16 protein-coding genes are annotated in these 16,861 nt (G+C 67.0%); 12 read left to right on the top strand and 4 right to left on the bottom strand.

From position 1 onward, the window contains the following. Window positions 1–51: 51 nt before the first annotated feature. From ACCQ12_RS13565 to ACCQ12_RS13555, 3 genes are all read left to right on the top strand, one after another. Window positions 52–1,089: a type IV pilus twitching motility protein PilT gene (locus ACCQ12_RS13565; protein WP_104543511.1), complete on the top strand. Its 1,038-nt coding sequence runs from the start codon at window positions 52–54 to the stop codon at window positions 1,087–1,089. Window positions 1,090–1,211: 122 nt separating this feature from the next. Further along, a complete protein-coding gene (locus tag ACCQ12_RS13560; protein ID WP_016902355.1) occupies window positions 1,212–2,342 on the top strand; it encodes a PilT/PilU family type 4a pilus ATPase in 1,131 nt (376 codons plus the stop codon). 299 nt (window positions 2,343–2,641) lie between these two features. Next, a complete protein-coding gene (locus ACCQ12_RS13555; RefSeq protein ID WP_372383617.1) occupies window positions 2,642–3,316 on the top strand; it encodes a YitT family protein in 675 nt (224 codons plus the stop codon). Between the two features lie 12 nt (window positions 3,317–3,328). Here ACCQ12_RS13555 and ACCQ12_RS13550 read toward each other — a convergent pair whose 3' ends face one another. Together ACCQ12_RS13550 and ACCQ12_RS13545 are read right to left on the bottom strand one after the other, a co-directional pair. Further along, window positions 3,329–4,228, bottom strand: coding sequence for a DUF72 domain-containing protein (locus ACCQ12_RS13550; protein ID WP_355604317.1), 900 nt, complete (start codon window positions 4,226–4,228; stop codon window positions 3,329–3,331). A gap of 36 nt (window positions 4,229–4,264) precedes the next feature. Beyond that, window positions 4,265–4,831 (bottom strand): DNA-3-methyladenine glycosylase I, encoded by a 567-nt coding sequence (locus ACCQ12_RS13545; RefSeq protein WP_372381962.1) that lies wholly within the window; start codon window positions 4,829–4,831, stop codon window positions 4,265–4,267. A gap of 308 nt (window positions 4,832–5,139) precedes the next feature. On the opposite strand from ACCQ12_RS13545, the gene ACCQ12_RS13540 reads away from it, so the two are divergent. The 5 genes from ACCQ12_RS13540 to ACCQ12_RS13520 all read left to right on the top strand — a co-directional run bounded on the left by ACCQ12_RS13540 (window position 5,140) and on the right by ACCQ12_RS13520 (window position 8,560). After that, entirely contained in the window at window positions 5,140–5,706 is a 567-nt protein-coding gene (locus ACCQ12_RS13540; protein ID WP_039404799.1) for a YqgE/AlgH family protein, read from the top strand. Continuing rightward, window positions 5,699–6,166 carry a Holliday junction resolvase RuvX gene (gene ruvX / locus ACCQ12_RS13535; protein WP_039404802.1) on the top strand — a complete coding sequence of 156 codons (468 nt, stop codon included), beginning with the start codon at window positions 5,699–5,701 and terminating at the stop codon, window positions 6,164–6,166. The genes ACCQ12_RS13540 and ruvX overlap by 8 nt, the downstream gene beginning before the upstream one ends. Window positions 6,167–6,179: 13 nt before the next feature. Beyond that, window positions 6,180–7,127, top strand: a complete 948-nt coding sequence (locus ACCQ12_RS13530; RefSeq protein ID WP_372381961.1) for an aspartate carbamoyltransferase catalytic subunit — start codon at window positions 6,180–6,182, stop codon at window positions 7,125–7,127. 243 nt (window positions 7,128–7,370) lie between these two features. Further along, window positions 7,371–7,805: an OsmC family protein gene (locus ACCQ12_RS13525; protein ID WP_039404806.1), complete on the top strand. Its 435-nt coding sequence runs from the start codon at window positions 7,371–7,373 to the stop codon at window positions 7,803–7,805. Between the two features lie 152 nt (window positions 7,806–7,957). Next, window positions 7,958–8,560 carry a glycine zipper 2TM domain-containing protein gene (locus tag ACCQ12_RS13520; RefSeq protein ID WP_047693774.1) on the top strand — a complete coding sequence of 201 codons (603 nt, stop codon included), beginning with the start codon at window positions 7,958–7,960 and terminating at the stop codon, window positions 8,558–8,560. 252 nt (window positions 8,561–8,812) lie between these two features. Here ACCQ12_RS13520 and ACCQ12_RS13515 read toward each other — a convergent pair whose 3' ends face one another. Together ACCQ12_RS13515 and ACCQ12_RS13510 are read right to left on the bottom strand one after the other, a co-directional pair. Continuing rightward, window positions 8,813–9,694 carry a PhzF family phenazine biosynthesis protein gene (locus ACCQ12_RS13515; protein ID WP_184438967.1) on the bottom strand — a complete coding sequence of 294 codons (882 nt, stop codon included), beginning with the start codon at window positions 9,692–9,694 and terminating at the stop codon, window positions 8,813–8,815. A 31-nt stretch (window positions 9,695–9,725) separates the two neighbouring features. Continuing rightward, on the bottom strand, window positions 9,726–10,604 hold the full coding sequence (locus ACCQ12_RS13510; protein WP_372381960.1) for a PhzF family phenazine biosynthesis protein: 879 nt from the start codon (window positions 10,602–10,604) through the stop codon (window positions 9,726–9,728). A 178-nt stretch (window positions 10,605–10,782) separates the two neighbouring features. On the opposite strand from ACCQ12_RS13510, the gene ACCQ12_RS13505 reads away from it, so the two are divergent. The 4 genes from ACCQ12_RS13505 to murD are packed head-to-tail and all read left to right on the top strand — an operon-like array spanning window position 10,783 to window position 16,576. Next, a complete protein-coding gene (locus tag ACCQ12_RS13505; protein WP_372381959.1) occupies window positions 10,783–13,392 on the top strand; it encodes a bifunctional aspartate kinase/diaminopimelate decarboxylase in 2,610 nt (869 codons plus the stop codon). After that, window positions 13,376–13,834, top strand: a complete 459-nt coding sequence (locus tag ACCQ12_RS13500) for a hypothetical protein (RefSeq protein WP_184374930.1) — start codon at window positions 13,376–13,378, stop codon at window positions 13,832–13,834. The genes ACCQ12_RS13505 and ACCQ12_RS13500 overlap by 17 nt, the downstream gene beginning before the upstream one ends. Continuing rightward, a complete protein-coding gene (murL, locus tag ACCQ12_RS13495) occupies window positions 13,831–15,186 on the top strand; it encodes a UDP-N-acetyl-alpha-D-muramoyl-L-alanyl-L-glutamate epimerase (protein WP_184438975.1) in 1,356 nt (451 codons plus the stop codon). Before ACCQ12_RS13500 ends, murL begins: the two co-directional genes overlap by 4 nt. After that, window positions 15,167–16,576 (top strand): UDP-N-acetylmuramoyl-L-alanine--D-glutamate ligase, encoded by a 1,410-nt coding sequence (gene murD, locus ACCQ12_RS13490; protein WP_166745307.1) that lies wholly within the window; start codon window positions 15,167–15,169, stop codon window positions 16,574–16,576. The genes murL and murD overlap by 20 nt, the downstream gene beginning before the upstream one ends. Window positions 16,577–16,861 lie beyond the last annotated feature (285 nt).

Below are 16,861 nucleotides of genomic sequence, written 5' to 3'. Positions count from 1 at the left end.
ACTGCCGGCCGGGGAGTACCTTCCAATCGCAGCCTAGGGGAAAAGCAGCGCATGGATATCGCTGAACTATTGGCGTTTTCTGTCAAGAACAAGGCATCGGACCTGCACCTGTCTGCAGGGCTGCCGCCGATGATCCGTGTCGATGGCGATGTCCGCCGCATCAATATTCCGGCGCTGGACCACAAGCAGGTGCATGCGCTGGTCTACGACATCATGTCGGACAAGCAGCGCCGCGATTACGAAGAATTCCTCGAGGTCGACTTCTCGTTCGAGATTCCGTCGCTGGCGCGCTTCCGCGTCAATGCGTTCAACCAGAACCGCGGCGCCGGTGCGGTGTTCCGTACCATTCCCTCCGAAGTGCTGACGCTGGAAGACCTGGGCTGCCCGCCGATCTTCCGCCAGCTGATCGACCAGCCGCAGGGCCTGATCCTGGTCACCGGCCCCACCGGGTCGGGCAAGTCGACCACGCTGGCCGGCATGATCGACTACATCAACAAGAACGAATACGGCCACATCCTCACTGTCGAGGACCCGATCGAATTCGTGCACACCTCACAGAAGTGCCTGATCAACCAGCGCGAAGTGCACCGCGACACGCACGGCTTCAACGAGGCGCTGCGCTCGGCGTTGCGCGAAGACCCGGACATCATCCTGGTGGGCGAATTGCGCGACCTGGAGACCATCCGCCTGGCGCTCACCGCCGCGGAAACCGGCCACCTGGTGTTCGGCACCCTGCACACCAGCTCGGCGGCCAAGACCATCGACCGCATCATCGACGTTTTCCCGGCCGGCGAGAAGCCGATGGTGCGCTCGATGCTGTCCGAGTCGCTGCGCGCGGTCATTTCGCAGGCGCTGCTGAAGAAGGTGGGCGGCGGCCGTACGGCGGCCTGGGAAATCATGGTCGGCACCCCGGCCATCCGTAACCTGATCCGCGAGGACAAGGTGGCGCAGATGTATTCGGCGATCCAGACCGGCCAGCAGTACGGCATGCAGACGCTGGACCAGCATCTGCAGGACCTGGTCAAGCGCAGCCTGATCACGCGCAACCAGGCGCGTGAGTACGCCAAGGACAAGCGGATATTCGAGTGATACGGGAATAGGGAATCGGGAATCGGGAATCGTAAAAGCGCGTTCCCGTCACCGAGTCCGTTGCCCGGCTTCTCCAATTCCCGATTCTCGATTCCCCATTCCCGGCTCCGAAGGAGCACGCCATGAGCACCATCGACTTCACCTCCTTCCTCAAGCTGATGGCGCATCAGAAGGCGTCGGACCTGTTCATCACCTCCGGGATGCCGCCGGCGATCAAGGTGCATGGCAAGATCAGCCCGATCACGCAGACACCGTTGACCGCGCAACAAAGCCGCGACCTGGTGTTGAACGTGATGACGCCGTCGCAGCGCGAAGAGTTCGAAAAGACCCACGAGTGCAACTTCGCCATCGGCGTATCCGGGGTCGGGCGTTTCCGTGTGAGCTGCTTCTACCAGCGCAACCAGGTGGGCATGGTGCTGCGCCGGATCGAGACGCGCATTCCCACCGTGGAAGAGCTGAGCCTGCCGCCGGTGATCAAGACGCTGGCGATGACCAAGCGCGGCATCATCATCTTCGTCGGTGCCACCGGTACCGGTAAATCGACCTCGCTGGCGGCGATGATCGGCTACCGCAACCAGAATTCCACCGGGCACATCATCACCATCGAGGACCCGATCGAATTCGTGCACAAGCACGAGGGCTGCATCATCACCCAGCGCGAAGTGGGCATCGATACCGACAGCTGGGAAAACGCGCTGAAAAACACCCTGCGCCAGGCGCCGGACGTGATCATGATCGGCGAGGTGCGTACCCGCGAGGGCATGGATCACGCCGTGGCCTTTGCCGAAACCGGCCACCTGGTGCTGTGCACCCTGCACGCAAACAACGCCAACCAGGCGATGGACCGCATCATCAACTTCTTCCCGGAAGACCGGCGCAACCAGCTGTTGATGGATCTGTCGCTCAATCTCAAGGGCGTGGTCGCGCAGCAGCTGATTCCGACCCCGGATGGTCGCGGCCGGCGCGTGGCGATGGAGATCATGCTGGGCACGCCGCTGGTGCAGGACTACATCCGCGACGGCGAGATCCACAAGCTCAAGGAGATCATGAAGGAGTCCACCAACCTGGGCATGCGCACCTTCGATCAGAGCCTGTTCGAGCTCTACCAGGCCGGCGAGATCAGCTACGAAGACGCCTTGCGCTACGCCGATTCGCAAAACGAGGTGCGTTTGCGCATCAAGCTGTCGCAGGGCGGCGATGCCAAGACCCTGGCCCAGGGCCTGGATGGCGTGGAGATCGCCGAAGTTCGCTGAGGCAAGGCGGAGGGCGTGCCGATGCGCACGCACGTCGAACGCCAGTGGCGGCCCGCCGGGCGCGCCCGGCACCGCCAGTGCAGTGCTGCCGCGACGGCACGCGCGTGATGACTGAGGGATGTGGCGCACGCCAGCGGCCACGGTAAGCGCGCCGATCGGCGACGCTGGATGCCGCGCGCGTCGGGCACTGCGGTTTCAGATGTAACCGCGCCAGCCGATAGTGTCTAATAACGCACCCCACTGCAGTGCCCAAGCCCGTGAGCCTTCCCGATTCCGATCTGCGTCCGGAGCAAGAACCGTTGCCCGATGACGGTGCCGTGGTCACATCCGGCCCGCTGACGCCACCGCCGGATTCGGCCGGGACCGTCGCCGACGACCAGGCGTATCACCACTCGGTGGCCGAAGATGCCCAGGGCATGGTGCTGGCGACGCTTGTCGCGTCGCTGGGCCTGGCGATCTTTGCCAAGGGCGGGCTGATGATCGGCGGCATGGCCGGTGTGGCGTTCCTGCTGCACTACGCCCTGCACTGGAATTTCGGCCTGGTGTTCGTGCTGGTCAACCTGCCGTTCTACTGGCTGAGCGTGCGTCGCATGGGCTGGGAATTCACCTTGAAGACCTTCGCGGCGGTCGGCGCCTGCGGCGCGCTGACCAACCTGTTGCCGCGCTGGGCCGACTACGCGTACATGAGTACGGCGTTTTCGGCGATCGTTGGCGGCGCCCTGTCCGGGCTGGGCATCCTGTTCTTCATCCGTCACCGCGGCAGCCTGGGCGGAATCGGCATCCTGGCCGTGTACCTGCAGCGCGAGCGTGGCTGGAGCGCGGGCAAGGTGCAGATGAGCTTCGATGCGATGTTGATGCTGGTGGCATTTGCCATCCTCACCCCGGACAAGGTGCTGTATTCGGCCCTGGGCGCCTTGATGCTCAGTCTGGTGCTGATGTTCAACCATCGCCCGCATCGCTACATGGGCGTGTGATTGGCGCACGCGTCAGACGCCGCCCGCGCGCGCCGGGCAATCGGTCGGCAGGTGCAGGCGTTGCAGCAGCCCGCGCGCGTCGAAGGGAGCGTGTACCTTCATGTCGTTGTCGAAGTAGCAATACACATCGCGCGTGGCGCGCTTGAGCGCGCGCGGGCCTGCACGGACTGCATCGTCCGGCTCGCTGCCATGCGCCCAGGCGTCGATGCGCGCGGCCCAGCGGTCCAGCGCGCTGTCGCTGTAGCCGCTGGCATAGAGCTGCGCATCGCCATGCAGGCGCAGGTAGACGAAGTCCGCACTCACGTCTTCCAGATAGGGGAACTTGCCCGCGGTGTCGGCCACCACCACCGCCACCTTGTGACGGCGTAGCAGGCGCATGCAGGCGGGATCGCAGAAACTGGCGTGGCGCACCTCCAGCGCATGACGGATCGGCCGCTTGCGATCGATCGCAAGCGCACTGCGCCCGTGCATCAGCGCGCTGTCGCGTTTGCGCGCCAACGCCAGTGCGGCCTCGCTGTCGCGCGGCAGGCTGGCGAGAAACCCATCGAGCAACGCGGCATCGAAGCGCAATGTCGGCGGCAGCTGCCACAGGATCGGCCCCAGCTTGGAGCCCAGTCGCAGCACGCCGGAGGCAAAGAAATTGGCCAGCGCCTGCTCGCAGTCGCGCAGGCGCTTCATGTGGGTGATGAAGCGCGGGCCCTTGACCGAAAACACGAAGTCGCCCGGCGTCTCGTCGTGCCAGGCCTGGAAGCTGTCCGGCCGCTGCAGCGAATAGAACGAGCCGTTGATTTCCACGCTTGGGAAGCAGCGCGCCGCGTATTCGAGCTCGCGCCGCTGCGCCAGGCCGCTGGGATAGAAGGTGCCGCGCCAACGCGGGTAGCGCCAGCCGGAAATGCCGATGCGGATAGCCATGCACCCAGCATTTCGTCTGTGCCGTGGAGGAGGCGTCTAGCCGCGCTGGACCGTGCGCGCGGGTGAGGGCGTCTGCGCCCATGGCGGCGACAGCGCCTGGATCTGTGCAAACACCGGGCAATCGGGGTGATGCGCGCCGGGCAGGTAACCCAGGCTCATCAGGAATTCGCCGGTGATTTCGCCACCGGTAAACCGGAAAGTCTTCTTGAACAATTTGACCCAGGCCGGCTTGTCGAGCGGATGCTGTGCATCCAGCCATTGTGCAAAGCTGCCATGCGTGCGGCGCAGCGTCTGGATGACCTGGGCGTTGTGGATGGCTGCCAGGATCTTCAGACGATTGCGGATGATGCCGGCATCGTTCATCAGGCGAGCGATGTCCGCCTCGCCATAGGCCGCGACCGTATCTACGTCGAAGCCGGCATAGGCCCGCTGGAAATTGCGGCGCTTGCGCAGGATGGTCTCCCAGCTCAGACCGGCCTGGTTGATTTCCAGCACCAGGCGCTCGAACAGCTCGCGCTCGTCGCGTTGTGGAAAGCCGTATTCGTGGTCGTGGTAATGGCCGTGCACCGGATGGCCCGGGGCGATGCTGCAGTAGCCGCTCATATGGTTGCCCGTGGGCGCGCGCGCAGGCCGGAGCGCGGCCGCGCGTGGACCGCTTCGGCAGCGGGGGCCCGTGCCGGCAGCGGGCGACGCCGTTGGCCCGCCAGCGGCCCGGTTGCACCGCGACGGCTGGCGTTCACTGCAGGGAGGCGCGCGGTCACGCTGAGCATGCGGGCCTGGCGCGGCGGGCGCCTGCCCGCGGGGCAGCAACTGGCGGTAGGTGTGGTCTGCATTCGCGCTCCGGGGTCACGTCCGGGGCCAAGTATGGCAGCGGCTCTGCGCGCGGCGGAGCGAACGGCTAGAATGCGGGCATGTCCGTTGTTCCCACGCCGCTTGCCAACCAACTGCTGATCGCGCTTCCGGCGCTGTCGGACCCTACCTTTTCGCGCAGCGTCGCGCTGATCTGTCAGCACGACGAAAACGGCGCGATGGGGGTGCTGGTCAACCGCCCCTCCGAGTACACCCTGGGCGAGGTGCTGTCGCAGATGGGCATCGCGACCGAAGATGCGCAGCTGTGCGAGCAGATCGTGCTCAGTGGCGGCCCGGTGCACCCGGAGCGCGGGTTTGTCATCCACGACGACGCGCGCGAATGGGATTCCAGCCTGGAAGTGGGGCAGGGCGTGTTCCTGACCACCTCGCGGGACATCCTCGAAGCGATGGCGGCCGGCGAAGGCCCGCGCAATGCGCTGGTGGCGCTGGGCTGCGCAGGGTGGGGCGCGGGGCAGCTGGAGTTCGAACTGGGCGAGAACAGCTGGCTCACCGCGCCGTCGGACGCCAACGTGCTGTTCGCCACTGCACTGGAGGATCGCTGGCAGACCGCGGCCGGTCGCATCGGCGTGGACCTGTTCCGGCTGACGGATTACTCCGGGCATGCCTGAGGCGGGCACCATCCGCCCCGATGGCACGGTGCTGGGCTTCGACGTAGGGTCGCGCCGGATTGGCGTGGCGGTCGGTACCGCGCTCGGCGCCGGTGCGCGCGCGGTCGCCGTCGTCCAGGTGCATGCCAGCGGCCCGGACTGGGCGGCGCTGGATCGCGTGCACAAGGAATGGCGGCCCGACGGTCTGGTGGTTGGCGACCCGCTCACGCTGGACGACAAGGACCAGCCTGCACGCAAGCGGGCGCATGCCTTCGCCCGCGAATTGCGCGAGCGCTACGCGCTGCCGGTCGTGCTGATCGACGAACGCTCCAGCTCGGTCGAAGCCGCGCAGCGGTTCGCCCGCGAACGTGCCGACGGGCGCAAGCGCCGCCGCGATGCCGAGGCGCTGGATGCCATGGCCGCCGCCGTGATCGTCGAACGCTGGTTGGCCGCGCCTGACCAAGCCACTCTTCTCCCTTGATTCCCGACCTGCGATGACCATCATGCAACTCGATTCGGACGGACGCCTGCGTCACCTGCTCACCCTGGAAGGACTGCCGCGCGCGACATTGCTGCAACTGCTCGACCGCGCAGGTCAGATCCGCGATGCCGCGGTCGGCCGCGTCGGCAAGCGCAGCGTGCTGGCCGGCACGGCGGTATGCACCCTGTTTTTCGAACCGTCCACGCGCACGCGCAGCTCGTTCCATCTCGCTGCACAGCGGCTGGGCGCGGACGTGCTCAACTTCGATGCGTCCACGTCCTCCACCCGCAAGGGCGAGACCGCGCGCGACACCTTGAAGAATCTCGAGGCGATGGGCGTGCGCGGGTTTGTGGTGCGCCACCCTGACGATGGCGCGGTGGAAGCGCTGGCCGCCGCGGCGGGCGAGGGAACTGCATTGATCAACGCCGGCGACGGCCGCAGCGCGCACCCCACCCAGGGCCTGCTCGACATGCTCACCCTACGCCAGGCCAAGGGCACCGACTTTTCCAAGCTCAAGGTGGTCATCGTCGGCGATGTGAAGCATTCGCGCGTGGCGCGCTCGGACCTGCATGCACTGCGCACCCTGGGCGCCGGCGAGATCCGCGTGTGCGGCCCGGCCAGCCTGTTGCCCGATGACGACATGCTGGACGGCTGCGTGGTTGGTCAGGATTTCGATGCCATGCTCGAAGGCGCCGATGCGCTGATGATGCTGCGCCTGCAGCGCGAGCGCATGGAAGAGGGCCTGGTGCCATCGCTTGAGCACTACCACAGCCAATACGGCCTGACCCGCGAGCGCCTGGCGCGCGCCGGCCGCGATGCTGCCGTGCTGCACCCGGGCCCGATCAACCGCGGCGTCGAAATCACCGACGACGTCGCCGACGGCGCGCAATCGTGCGTGCTGCGCCAGGTCGCCAACGGCGTCGCCGTCCGCATGGCGGTATTGGAAACCCTGCTCGGTTAAGCGTTACCGGCAACGCGGCCGCCAGCCAGCGCGGTCGCGTCCGGCGTGTGAAGTCGTCATGGCAAACAGACAGAGTCTTGCCACCAAGTGCGCTCCGCAGTCCGCTCTTACGATTCCCGATTCCCGATTCCCGATTCCCGATTCCCGATTCCCGAATCCCGAATCCCGAATCCCGAATGCGAGCACCACGCCATAACACCCGCTCGCCTATCGTGGCGGTCCCTTTCATCGCAGGAGACCGCAATGGGTATTTCGCGTCACGCCACCGCTCACTGGGAAGGCGACCTCAAGACCGGCAAGGGCCAGCTCAGCACGCCGCAGAGCGGCTTGATGGACAACACCCGCTATGCCTTCAGCAGCCGCTTCGGTGACGAGAAGGGCACCAACCCGGAAGAGCTCATCGCCGCAGCGCATGCCGGGTGTTTCACCATGGCACTGTCGGCGCAGCTGACCGAAGCGGGCTTTCCGCCCACCTCGCTGGATACCCGCGCCGACGTCGACCTGTCGATGGAAGGCGGCCCGCAGCTGTCGCAGATCCGCCTCAAGCTCACTGCCGTGGTACCGGGCATCGACGAAGCCAAGTTCCGCGAGCTGGCCGATACCGCCAAGAAGAATTGCCCGGTTTCCAAGGCGTTGAGTGCGGTGCCGATCAGCCTGGAAAGCGAGTTTTCCAACTGACCGGCAGCAGGCTGCGCGGCGCCGGTACGACGTGCCGGCGCACGCAGCTGGCGGCGACCTGAATAGGGCTTTCGCCACCCGGGTCGGTTCAGGGCGGTTTCACCGCAGCAGGCCGAGCATCGGCAGCGTGTCCTCCCTGTGAAGCTGCCGCAATGAAAACTCTTGTGCTTGGTGCTCTGGTAATGGGTCTGGCCGTGGCGGGCAACGCCACAGCGCAGCGCTACGACAGCGGCTACCGCGACACCTATCGCGGCGGCTACGAGGACGGTCGTTACGAATACGCGCGCGTGGTGCGCGTGGACCCGATCATCGTGTCCGATTCCTATAACGAACGCAGCAGCGAACGCTGCTACAACCGGCCGTCCGACGGCTACTACACCAGCAATGACGGCTACTACCGCGATGGCGGTAGCTACGGCGGGCCGAATGCGTCCAACCGCGGCGTCGCCAGCGTGATCGGCGGTATTGCCGGTGCGGTGCTCGGCAGCCAGGTGGGCGGCGGCAACGGTCGCCTGGTCGGCACTGCCGTGGGCACCATGGCCGGTGTTGCGGCGGGGCGTTCGATCTACGAGGCCAACCACCGCACCTATCAGGGCAATGTCAGCGTATGCGAGCCGGTGTCGTACCGCACCACCCGCGAGCGCGTGGACGGGTATGACGTGACCTATGAATATGCCGGCCGCACGTACCACACCCGCAGCGATTACAACCCGGGCGACCGGATCCGCGTGCGCGTGGATGTGCGCCCCGACTGACGCCGTGCGATGTGGCGAATGCGAGAACGCTGCGGGAGACCGCAGCGTTTTTTTATTCCTGCGAGGTGCCAGGGAGCGCAGATCCCGCTTCCTCCTCGCAGGCGACGTTCGATCCTGTCGAATCTCGCACGTCTGCTTGCGGACGATGCAGCGGCGATCGTGTGCAACGCGACGCGTCGAGCCTTCTTCCCGGCGTGGCGACGCTCGCCGCAGCGGCACACGGCTCCGTCGCCCGCCCAGCGTCGGCCGCGCTCAGGCCCAGTCCAGGGTGCCGCGAATCACCGTCTGGACCTGGCCGCCCGACCACACGGCACCGTCGCCGTCGATGCGCAGTTCCAGCAGGGCATCGAAGCCGATTTCGCGCCCCTGGCTGACCACGTAGCGGCGGTCCTTGCCGGGCAGTGCGTGGCGGCTGTCCAGCCAGGCGGCGAGCACGGCATTGGCCGCGCCAGAGGCGGCATCTTCAAAACGCCGGCCGTTGCCGACAAAGGCGCGCACGGCCAGATCGTAGGCACCGGCGGTGGCGGCGCGCGCATACGCAAACACACCCATGCTGCCGGTGGATTCGGCCAACGCGGCGATCGCCTCCCACTCCGGCTGCAGGCCGCGCAGCGCGGCCTCGCTGGCCAGTTCCACCACCCACCAGGTGCGGCCGCCGTCCATCAGTGCGGGCGGCAGGGCACCCAACGACCAGCCATGCAGTGCATCTCGCAGGCGCGGGTCATCGGCCTGCACCTGCTCGGCGACGCGCGCGCGCGGGGTGCGGATGGCGATGCTGCGGTGGCCATCGATCTGCTCCACGCGCAGCGGCAACTGGCCGGCGATGCCGTCCTGCACCAGTACGCCGTCGTCGGGCGCGGCCAGGCCGGCCTCGAGCACTGCATGCGCCGTGCCCACGCTGGGGTGGCCGGCGAACGGCACCTCCTTGTGCGGGGAAAACATGCGCAGCCGGTAGCTGCTGTGCGCGTCAGCCGCGGGGAACACAAAGGTGGTCTCCGGCAGCTTGGTCCAGCGCGCAATCGCCTGCATGGCCACATCGTCCAGGCCCTGCGCATCCAGCACCACCGCCAGCGGATTGCCGCTGCCGGGGCGGGCGGAGAACACATCCAGTTGCAGGAAACGGCGGGTGGTCATGAGGGCGGATCCGCGGACAGGGCGCGGCAGCTTACCAATCGATGCGTCCGTCGATCACCTGCAGGGTCGTTCCGCCGATCCAGACCTCGCCTGCAGCGTCCACTTCGATATGGATGCGGCCATCGCGGCCGACCTCGCGGCCCTGGCTGGCGACATAGTGCAGCCCCGCGCCCGGCAGGCGGTTTTCGCCGTGCAGGCGTGCGGCAATGCACGCGTTGGCGCTGCCGGTGACCGGGTCTTCCGGGATGCCATCGCCAGGGCAGAACGCACGCACCACCAGGTCTTCGCCGCCGCCGTCTGCGGGCGCGTAAATCGCCAGCCCGGTGGCGGCGCTGGCCTGGGTCAGGCGGGTGATGGCGGCAAGATCGGGCACTGCCTGGCGCACCGCCGCCGCATCGGCCAGTTCCAGCAGCCACCAGTTCGGGCCATTGTTCCAGAGCGCTGCCAGGTCAGGGGCGGTGCGCAGGCCGGCAGCGGCTGCCTGCAGCGCTGCCGCGTGGGTGTCACCGGTTGCGATGACGCGGGCACGCGGTGCGCGCAGTCGCACCTGCACGCTGCCGTGGCGGTCGAATACATCCACCGGCAGCACGCCGGCCGCGCATTGCTGACGCAGCCGGCCGTCGGCCTTGTAGCTGGTGAGTCCATGGGTCGCTGCGGCCCACGCCGCACCCACGCTGGGGTGGCCGGCAAACGGCAGTTCCGCGCGCGGGGTGAAGATACGGATGTGATAGTCGGCGTCGGGCACGCTCACGGGCACGAAAAAAATCGTCTCCGACAGGTTCAGCCATGCGGCGATCTGCTGCATCTGTTCGCCGGACAATGTGCCTGCATCGAACACCACGCCCAGTGGATTGCCGCCGCCGGTGCGGCTTGCGAAGACGTCCAGTTGCAGATAGCGATGCTTGCTCATGATCGATGCGGACTCGGTGGTGGGAAGAGGTGCGGATGGTTGCAGCGCAAACCGTTGCCGCAAGATGCAACGCGCTGCGGACTGCGACCAGGCACGGGGTCATGCGGGCGGTATTGGCAGTAGAATCGGGGGTTCCGCCCGGCATACCGGCTTTTCCCCCATCTTAAACGCCTACCCCATGTCAGCTCCCCACACTACCGATCGTTGGATCGTCCTCAAGTTCGGCGGCACCTCGGTGTCGCGTCGTCATCGCTGGGACACGATTGGAAAACTGGCGGGCAAACGGGCGAACGAAACCGGCGGCCGCGTGCTGGTGGTGGTGTCTGCACTGTCGGGCGTGACCAACGAGCTCACCGCCATTGCCGATGGCGCCGCCGACAGCGTGCAGCGCGTGGCAGCGCTGGAACAACGCCATCGCGACTTCCTGGCCGAGCTGGAGCTCGACGCCGATGCGGTGCTGGGCGAGCGTCTGGCCGCGTTGCATGCGCTGGTGGGCGATGCACGCGCTGCCGCGCGCACGCTCGACTGGCAGGCCGAGGTGCTGGGGCAGGGCGAGTTGCTGTCCTCCACCATCGGCGCGGCGTATCTGCATGCCAGCGGCCTGGACATGGGCTGGCTGGATGCGCGCCAGTGGTTGTCGGCACTGCCGCCGCAACCCAATCAGAGCGAGTGGTCCAAGCGCCTGTCGGTGTCGTGCCAGTGGCAGTCCGATGCCGATTGGCGCACGCGCTTCGATGCGCAGCCCACGCGCTTGCTGATCACCCAGGGCTTCATTTCGCGGCACGCAGATGGCGGTACCGCCATTCTGGGGCGCGGCGGTTCGGATACCTCGGCGGCGTACTTCGGCGCGTTGCTGGGTGCCAGCCGGGTTGAAATCTGGACCGACGTGCCCGGTATGTTCAGCGCCAATCCAAAGGAAGTGCCGGACGCGCGCCTGCTGACCCGTCTGGACTATTACGAAGCGCAGGAAATCGCCACCACCGGCGCCAAGGTGCTGCATCCGCGCTCGATCAAGCCCTGCCGCGATTCCGGCGTGCCGATGGCGATCCTGGACACCGAGCGCCCCGATCTGCCCGGCACCAGCATCGACGGCAATGCCGAGCCGGTGCTGGGCGTGAAGGCGATCAGCCGCCGCAACGGCATCGTGCTGGTGTCGATGGAAGGCATCGGCATGTGGCAGCAGGTCGGCTTCCTCGCTGATGTGTTCACGCTGTTCAAGAAGCATGGCCTGTCGGTGGACCTGATCGGCTCGGCCGAAACCAACGTCACCGTGTCGCTGGATCCGTCGGAGAACCTGGTCAACACCGATGTGCTGGCGGCGTTGTCGGCGGACCTGTCGCAGATCTGCAAGGTCAAGATCATTGTTCCCTGCGCGGCCATCACCCTGGTCGGGCGCGGCATGCGTTCGCTGCTGCACAAGCTGTCCGACGTGTGGGCCACGTTCGGGCAGGAGCGCGTGCACATGATTTCGCAATCGTCCAACGACTTGAACCTGACCTTCGTCATCGACGAGGCCGATGCCGATGGTTTGCTGCCGATCCTGCATGCCGAGTTGATCGACAGCGGCGCGATGCCGGTGAGCGAAGGCGACGTGTTCGGCCCACGTTGGCGCGAGATCATCGGCTCGGTGCGTCCGCGCCCCACGCCGTGGTGGCATGCCGAGCGCGCGCATCTGTTGTCGCTGTCCAGCGCCGGCACGCCGCGTTACGTCTATCACCTGCCCACGGTGCGTGCGCGGGCGCAGGCGCTGGCGCAGATCGCGGCGGTGGACCAGCGCTATTACGCGATCAAGGCCAATGCGCATCCGGCCATCCTGATGGCGCTGGAGCAGGCCGGTTTCGGTCTGGAATGCGTCTCGCATGGCGAATTGCGCCGTGTGTTCCAGACGCTGCCGGAGTTGTCGCCGCGCCGCGTGTTGTTCACGCCGAGCTTTGCGCCCAGGGCCGAGTACGAAGCGGCATTCGCGCTGGGTGTGACGGTGACCGTGGACAACGTCGAAGCGCTGCGCAACTGGCCGGAGGCGTTTCGCGGCCGCAACGTGTGGCTGCGCATCGACCTGGGTCATGGCGATGGCCATCACGAGAAGGTCAATACCGGCGGCAAGGCGTCCAAGTTCGGCCTGTCGTCCACGCGCGTGGATGAATTCGTGGAGGCGGCGCGCACGCTGGAGGTCACCATCACCGGCGTGCACGCGCACCTGGGCAGTGGCGTGGAAACCGGCGAGCACTGGCGGATGATGTACGACGAACTGGCCGGTTTTGCACGGCGCATCGGCACCGTGGAAACCATCGATATCGGCGGTGGTCTGCCGATTCCGTACAGCGCCGAGGACGAGCCGTTCGACCTGGAGGTGTGGGCCAGGGGCCTGGCCGAGGTCAAGGCCGTGCATCCGGGCTATCGCCTGGCGATCGAGCCGGGCCGTTACCTGGTGGCCGAGGCCGGCGTGTTGCTGGCGCAGGTGACCCAGGTGATCGAAAAGGACGGCGTGCAGCGCGTGGGCCTGGATGCGGGCATGAATACCTTGATCCGCCCGGCGTTGTACGACGCCTGGCACGACATCGAAAACCTCAGCCGGCTCCATGCGCCGGCCGATGGCAGCTTCGATATCGTCGGGCCGATCTGCGAATCGTCGGATGTGTTCGGCAAGCGCCGCCGTCTGCCGGCGGCCACCGCGCCGGGCGATGTGGTGCTGGTGGCCGACGCCGGTGCGTACGGCTATTCGATGGCCAGCACCTACAACCAGCGCGAATTGCCGCGCGAAGAGGTGATCGATGCGCCCGCTGGCTGAGTTCGTGGCGCTCAGCACGCTGGCCGGTGGTGTGGCGATGGTGTTTTCCACCGCCATCGACATGGCCGGGCAGCCGGCGCCGTGGACCGACAGCCTGAAGTGGCTGCTGCCTGCATTGCTCGCTGCCGGCCTCGGTGCGTGGGGTGCGGCGCGCTGGCAGCGACGCCGCCAGGACCGCTCGCTGGCGCAGCACGCCGGTGGCATGGCGCTGCGCACGGTGCTGTTGAGCGCACTCGGCTATCTGCCGGCATTGCTGCTGTACTTGCTGGTCGCGCTGCTGGTCACCGGCGATGCGAAGGCGATCCGTGCGGACGTGATGCTGCTGTTGTTCCTGATCGGCTGCCTGCCGTTGCTGTGGGCGGCGGTGCCGTTTTCCATGATTGAATATGCCTTGTGCCGGCGTTATCTACGCCGTCAACGGGGTCTTGCAGGGTGTCCATGAGCGCTTTCGACAAACATCAGGTATCCACTTTCCGTTTCGTGCGCTGCGCGCTCGACGCGCAGACCGGCGTGGCGACGCTGGTGTATGCCTTCGACCAGGGCCCGGAGCTGGTGGAGACGGTGGCCGTGCCGGGCGCACCGTTCGTGCTGGACGGCGCGCGCGCTGCCGCCGTGCAGCAGGCGCTGCAGCTGCTGCACCTGATCGCCGGCGTGAGTTACTACAAGGCCGCGGTGCCGCCGGCCATCGCCATCGACAGCTACAGCATCGATGCCGGCACCGCTGCGCTGGTGGAAAGCGTCTATCTGCATGGCCTGGGCGAGTTTGCCTACCGCAACGGCCTGAACCTGCACGGCAAGATCAATTTCCCGGTCGCAGCACACGCGCCTGCCGATGCGCCTGCGCTCGGCCTGCGCGAGCATGCGCTGGTGGCCATCGGTGGCGGCAAGGATTCGCTGGTCAGCATCGAGGCCCTGCGCCACGCCGGCGTGGAGCAGACCGTCAGCTGGATCGGCGGCTCGCAACTGATCCGCGCCTGCGCCGAGCGCACCGGTTTGCCGGTGCTCAACATCGGCCGTGTGCTGGCGCCGGAATTGTTCGAGCTCAATCGCCAGGGCGCCTGGAATGGGCACATCCCGGTGACCGCGGTGAATTCGGCCATCCTGGTGCTGTCGGCGCTGCTGACCGGCGTGGATCAGGTGGTGTTCTCCAACGAACGCTCGGCCAGCTATGGCAGCCAGATTCCCGGCACCGGCGAGGTCAACCACCAGTGGTCCAAGGGCTGGGCGTTCGAGCAGGCCTTCGGCGATTACGTGCAACGGCACGTGGCGGCCGACCTGCGTTACTACTCGTTGCTGCGACCGTTGTCGGAGCTGGCGGTGGCGCGGCAGTTCGCCAAGACCGATCACTACGACGCGCATTTTTCCAGCTGCAACCGCAACTTCCACATCATGGGCGAGCGGCCGGTGCATCGCTGGTGCGGCGTGTGCCCCAAGTGCCATTTCGTCTTTCTGGCGCTGGCACCGTTCATGCCCAAGACGCGTCTGGTCAAGATCTTCGGGCGCAACCTGCTCGACGATGCCAGCCAGGCCGGCGGCTACGATGCGCTGCTGGAATTCCAGGATCACAAGCCGTTCGAATGCGTCGGCGAAGGCCGCGAATCGCGTGCGGCGATGGCGCTGCTGGCAACGCGCGCGGAGTGGAAGGAAGACGCGCTGGTGATGCGCTTCATCCGTGAGATCCAGCCGCAGCTGGATGCGCAGGCCTTGCAGATGGAGCCGTTGATGGCCATCGATGGCGAGCACCGCATTCCTTCGGCGCTGTGGGAGCGCGTGCGTGCGAATTTCGCAGCTTGAGGGCAGGGCGGTTGCGTTGTGGGGTTGGGGGCGCGAGGGGCGCGCCGCCTATCGCGCGCTGCGGAGTGCCTTGCCCACCCAGCCGCTGACGGTGTTCTGCACCACCGAAGAAGCACGTGAGCTGGCTGCGCTGGCCGACGCGGCGCTGCAGGTGGAGACCGACGCCAGCGCGCAGGCGTTGGGCCGGTTCGAGATCGTGGTGAAGTCGCCGGGAATCAGCCCGTACCGCCCCGAGGCGCTCACCGCTGCAGCCGCGCACGGCACGCAGTTCATCGGCGGCACCGCGCTGTGGTTTGCCGAACATGCGCAGGCCGACGGCGCCGTGACGGGCGCCATCTGCGTCACCGGCACCAAGGGTAAAAGCACCACCACCGCGTTGCTGGCGCATCTGCTGCGTTGCGCCGGGCATCGCACCGCCCTGGTCGGCAATATCGGCCAACCCCTGCTGGAAGTGCTGGCACCGCAGCCGCCGCCGGCGTACTGGGCGATCGAACTGTCCAGCTACCAGACTGGCGAGGTCGGGCGCAGCGGCGCACGTCCGCAACTGGCGGTGGTGCTGAACCTGTTTCCCGAACATCTGGACTGGCACGGCGATGAAGCGCGCTACGTGCGCGACAAGCTGTCGCTGGTGACCGAAGGCCGGCCGCGGATCGCGTTGCTCAATGCCGCCGACCCGCTGCTGCGCGGACTGCAACTGCCCGACAGCGAGGTGCGCTGGTTCAACCATCCCGATGGCTGGCATCTGCGCGGCGATATGGTCTACCGCGGCGCGCAGGCGGTGTTCGATACCGCCGATGTGCCGCTGCCCGGCGAGCACAATCGACGCAACCTGTGCGCGGTGCTGGCTGCGGTGGAAGCGCTCGGCCTGGATGCCGCCGCGCTGGCGCCGGCGGCGCGGAGCTTTCGTCCGTTGCCCAATCGCCTGCAGCTGCTCGGCAGTGTGGATGGCATCAGTTACGTCAACGACTCGATCAGCACCACCCCGCATGCGTCGCTGGCTGCGCTGGCCTGTTTTGCGCAGCGTCGCGTTGCGTTGCTGGTTGGCGGGCATGACCGCGGGCTGGACTGGCAGGAGTTTGCCGCGCACATGGCGCACCAGGCGCCGCTGGAGATCGTCACCATGGGTGCCAATGGCCCGCGCATCCATGCGCTGCTGGCGCCACTGGCCGGGACGGGACGGTTCGGCCTGCATGCCGCCGCCGACCTGGAACACGCCATGCAGCTGGCGCGCGATGCACTGGGCGAGCAGGGCGGCGTGGTGCTGCTGTCGCCCGGCGCGCCCAGCTTCGGCGCCTACAGCGATTACGTGGCGCGTGGCCGGCATTTTGCCCAGCTGGCGGGGTTCGACCCTGCGGCGATCAGCGCGATCCCGGGCCTGGGCGTGCAGTAAGGACGTTGTTCGCCTGCCCGCGCCACCGCATCGCTTGCGGTCAGGTGGCAGTGCGGCCGACTCGTCGCGCAGCTGACTGAGGTCAGCGAGTCCATGCCTGCGCACTTCCAGGCGGTGTGCAGTGAAGCGCGTTGCCCTGGTGTCTGCGGCCAACCCGCCCATCGGTATCGGCGCGAACCGTTAGCCGGTTCACGACCAGCCGGTGATCGGGCAGGCGATTCCGCTGCCGGCGCGCATCGCGACCACGCCTGCACGGCGGCTGGGCCTACACTCGCGGCAAATCCC

The sequence above is a fragment of the Xanthomonas sp. NCPPB 1068 genome (genome assembly GCF_041479385.2).
In the GTDB taxonomy this organism is placed as follows: domain Bacteria; phylum Pseudomonadota; class Gammaproteobacteria; order Xanthomonadales; family Xanthomonadaceae; genus Xanthomonas; species Xanthomonas cannabis.
The sequence above is the reverse complement of the archived record's forward strand: the minus strand, read 5'-3'. Positions and strand labels throughout refer to the sequence as shown.

What these genes read in the sequence shown, in the direction of transcription:
- ACCQ12_RS13565 (WP_104543511.1), top strand. Translation starts at nt 52, where the DNA reads ATGGATATCGCTGAACTATTGGCGTTTTCTGTCAAGAACAAGGCATCG.
- ACCQ12_RS13560 (WP_016902355.1), top strand. Translation starts at nt 1,212, where the DNA reads ATGAGCACCATCGACTTCACCTCCTTCCTCAAGCTGATGGCGCATCAG.
- ACCQ12_RS13550 (WP_355604317.1), bottom strand. Translation starts at nt 4,228, where the DNA reads ATGGCTATCCGCATCGGCATTTCCGGCTGGCGCTACCCGCGTTGGCGC.
- ACCQ12_RS13545 (WP_372381962.1), bottom strand. Translation starts at nt 4,831, where the DNA reads ATGAGCGGCTACTGCAGCATCGCCCCGGGCCATCCGGTGCACGGCCAT.
- ACCQ12_RS13540 (WP_039404799.1), top strand. Translation starts at nt 5,140, where the DNA reads ATGTCCGTTGTTCCCACGCCGCTTGCCAACCAACTGCTGATCGCGCTT.
- ruvX (WP_039404802.1), top strand. Translation starts at nt 5,699, where the DNA reads ATGCCTGAGGCGGGCACCATCCGCCCCGATGGCACGGTGCTGGGCTTC.
- ACCQ12_RS13530 (WP_372381961.1), top strand. Translation starts at nt 6,180, where the DNA reads ATGACCATCATGCAACTCGATTCGGACGGACGCCTGCGTCACCTGCTC.
- ACCQ12_RS13525 (WP_039404806.1), top strand. Translation starts at nt 7,371, where the DNA reads ATGGGTATTTCGCGTCACGCCACCGCTCACTGGGAAGGCGACCTCAAG.
- ACCQ12_RS13520 (WP_047693774.1), top strand. Translation starts at nt 7,958, where the DNA reads ATGAAAACTCTTGTGCTTGGTGCTCTGGTAATGGGTCTGGCCGTGGCG.
- ACCQ12_RS13515 (WP_184438967.1), bottom strand. Translation starts at nt 9,694, where the DNA reads ATGACCACCCGCCGTTTCCTGCAACTGGATGTGTTCTCCGCCCGCCCC.
- ACCQ12_RS13510 (WP_372381960.1), bottom strand. Translation starts at nt 10,604, where the DNA reads ATGAGCAAGCATCGCTATCTGCAACTGGACGTCTTCGCAAGCCGCACC.
- ACCQ12_RS13505 (WP_372381959.1), top strand. Translation starts at nt 10,783, where the DNA reads ATGTCAGCTCCCCACACTACCGATCGTTGGATCGTCCTCAAGTTCGGC.
- ACCQ12_RS13500 (WP_184374930.1), top strand. Translation starts at nt 13,376, where the DNA reads ATGCGCCCGCTGGCTGAGTTCGTGGCGCTCAGCACGCTGGCCGGTGGT.
- murL (WP_184438975.1), top strand. Translation starts at nt 13,831, where the DNA reads ATGAGCGCTTTCGACAAACATCAGGTATCCACTTTCCGTTTCGTGCGC.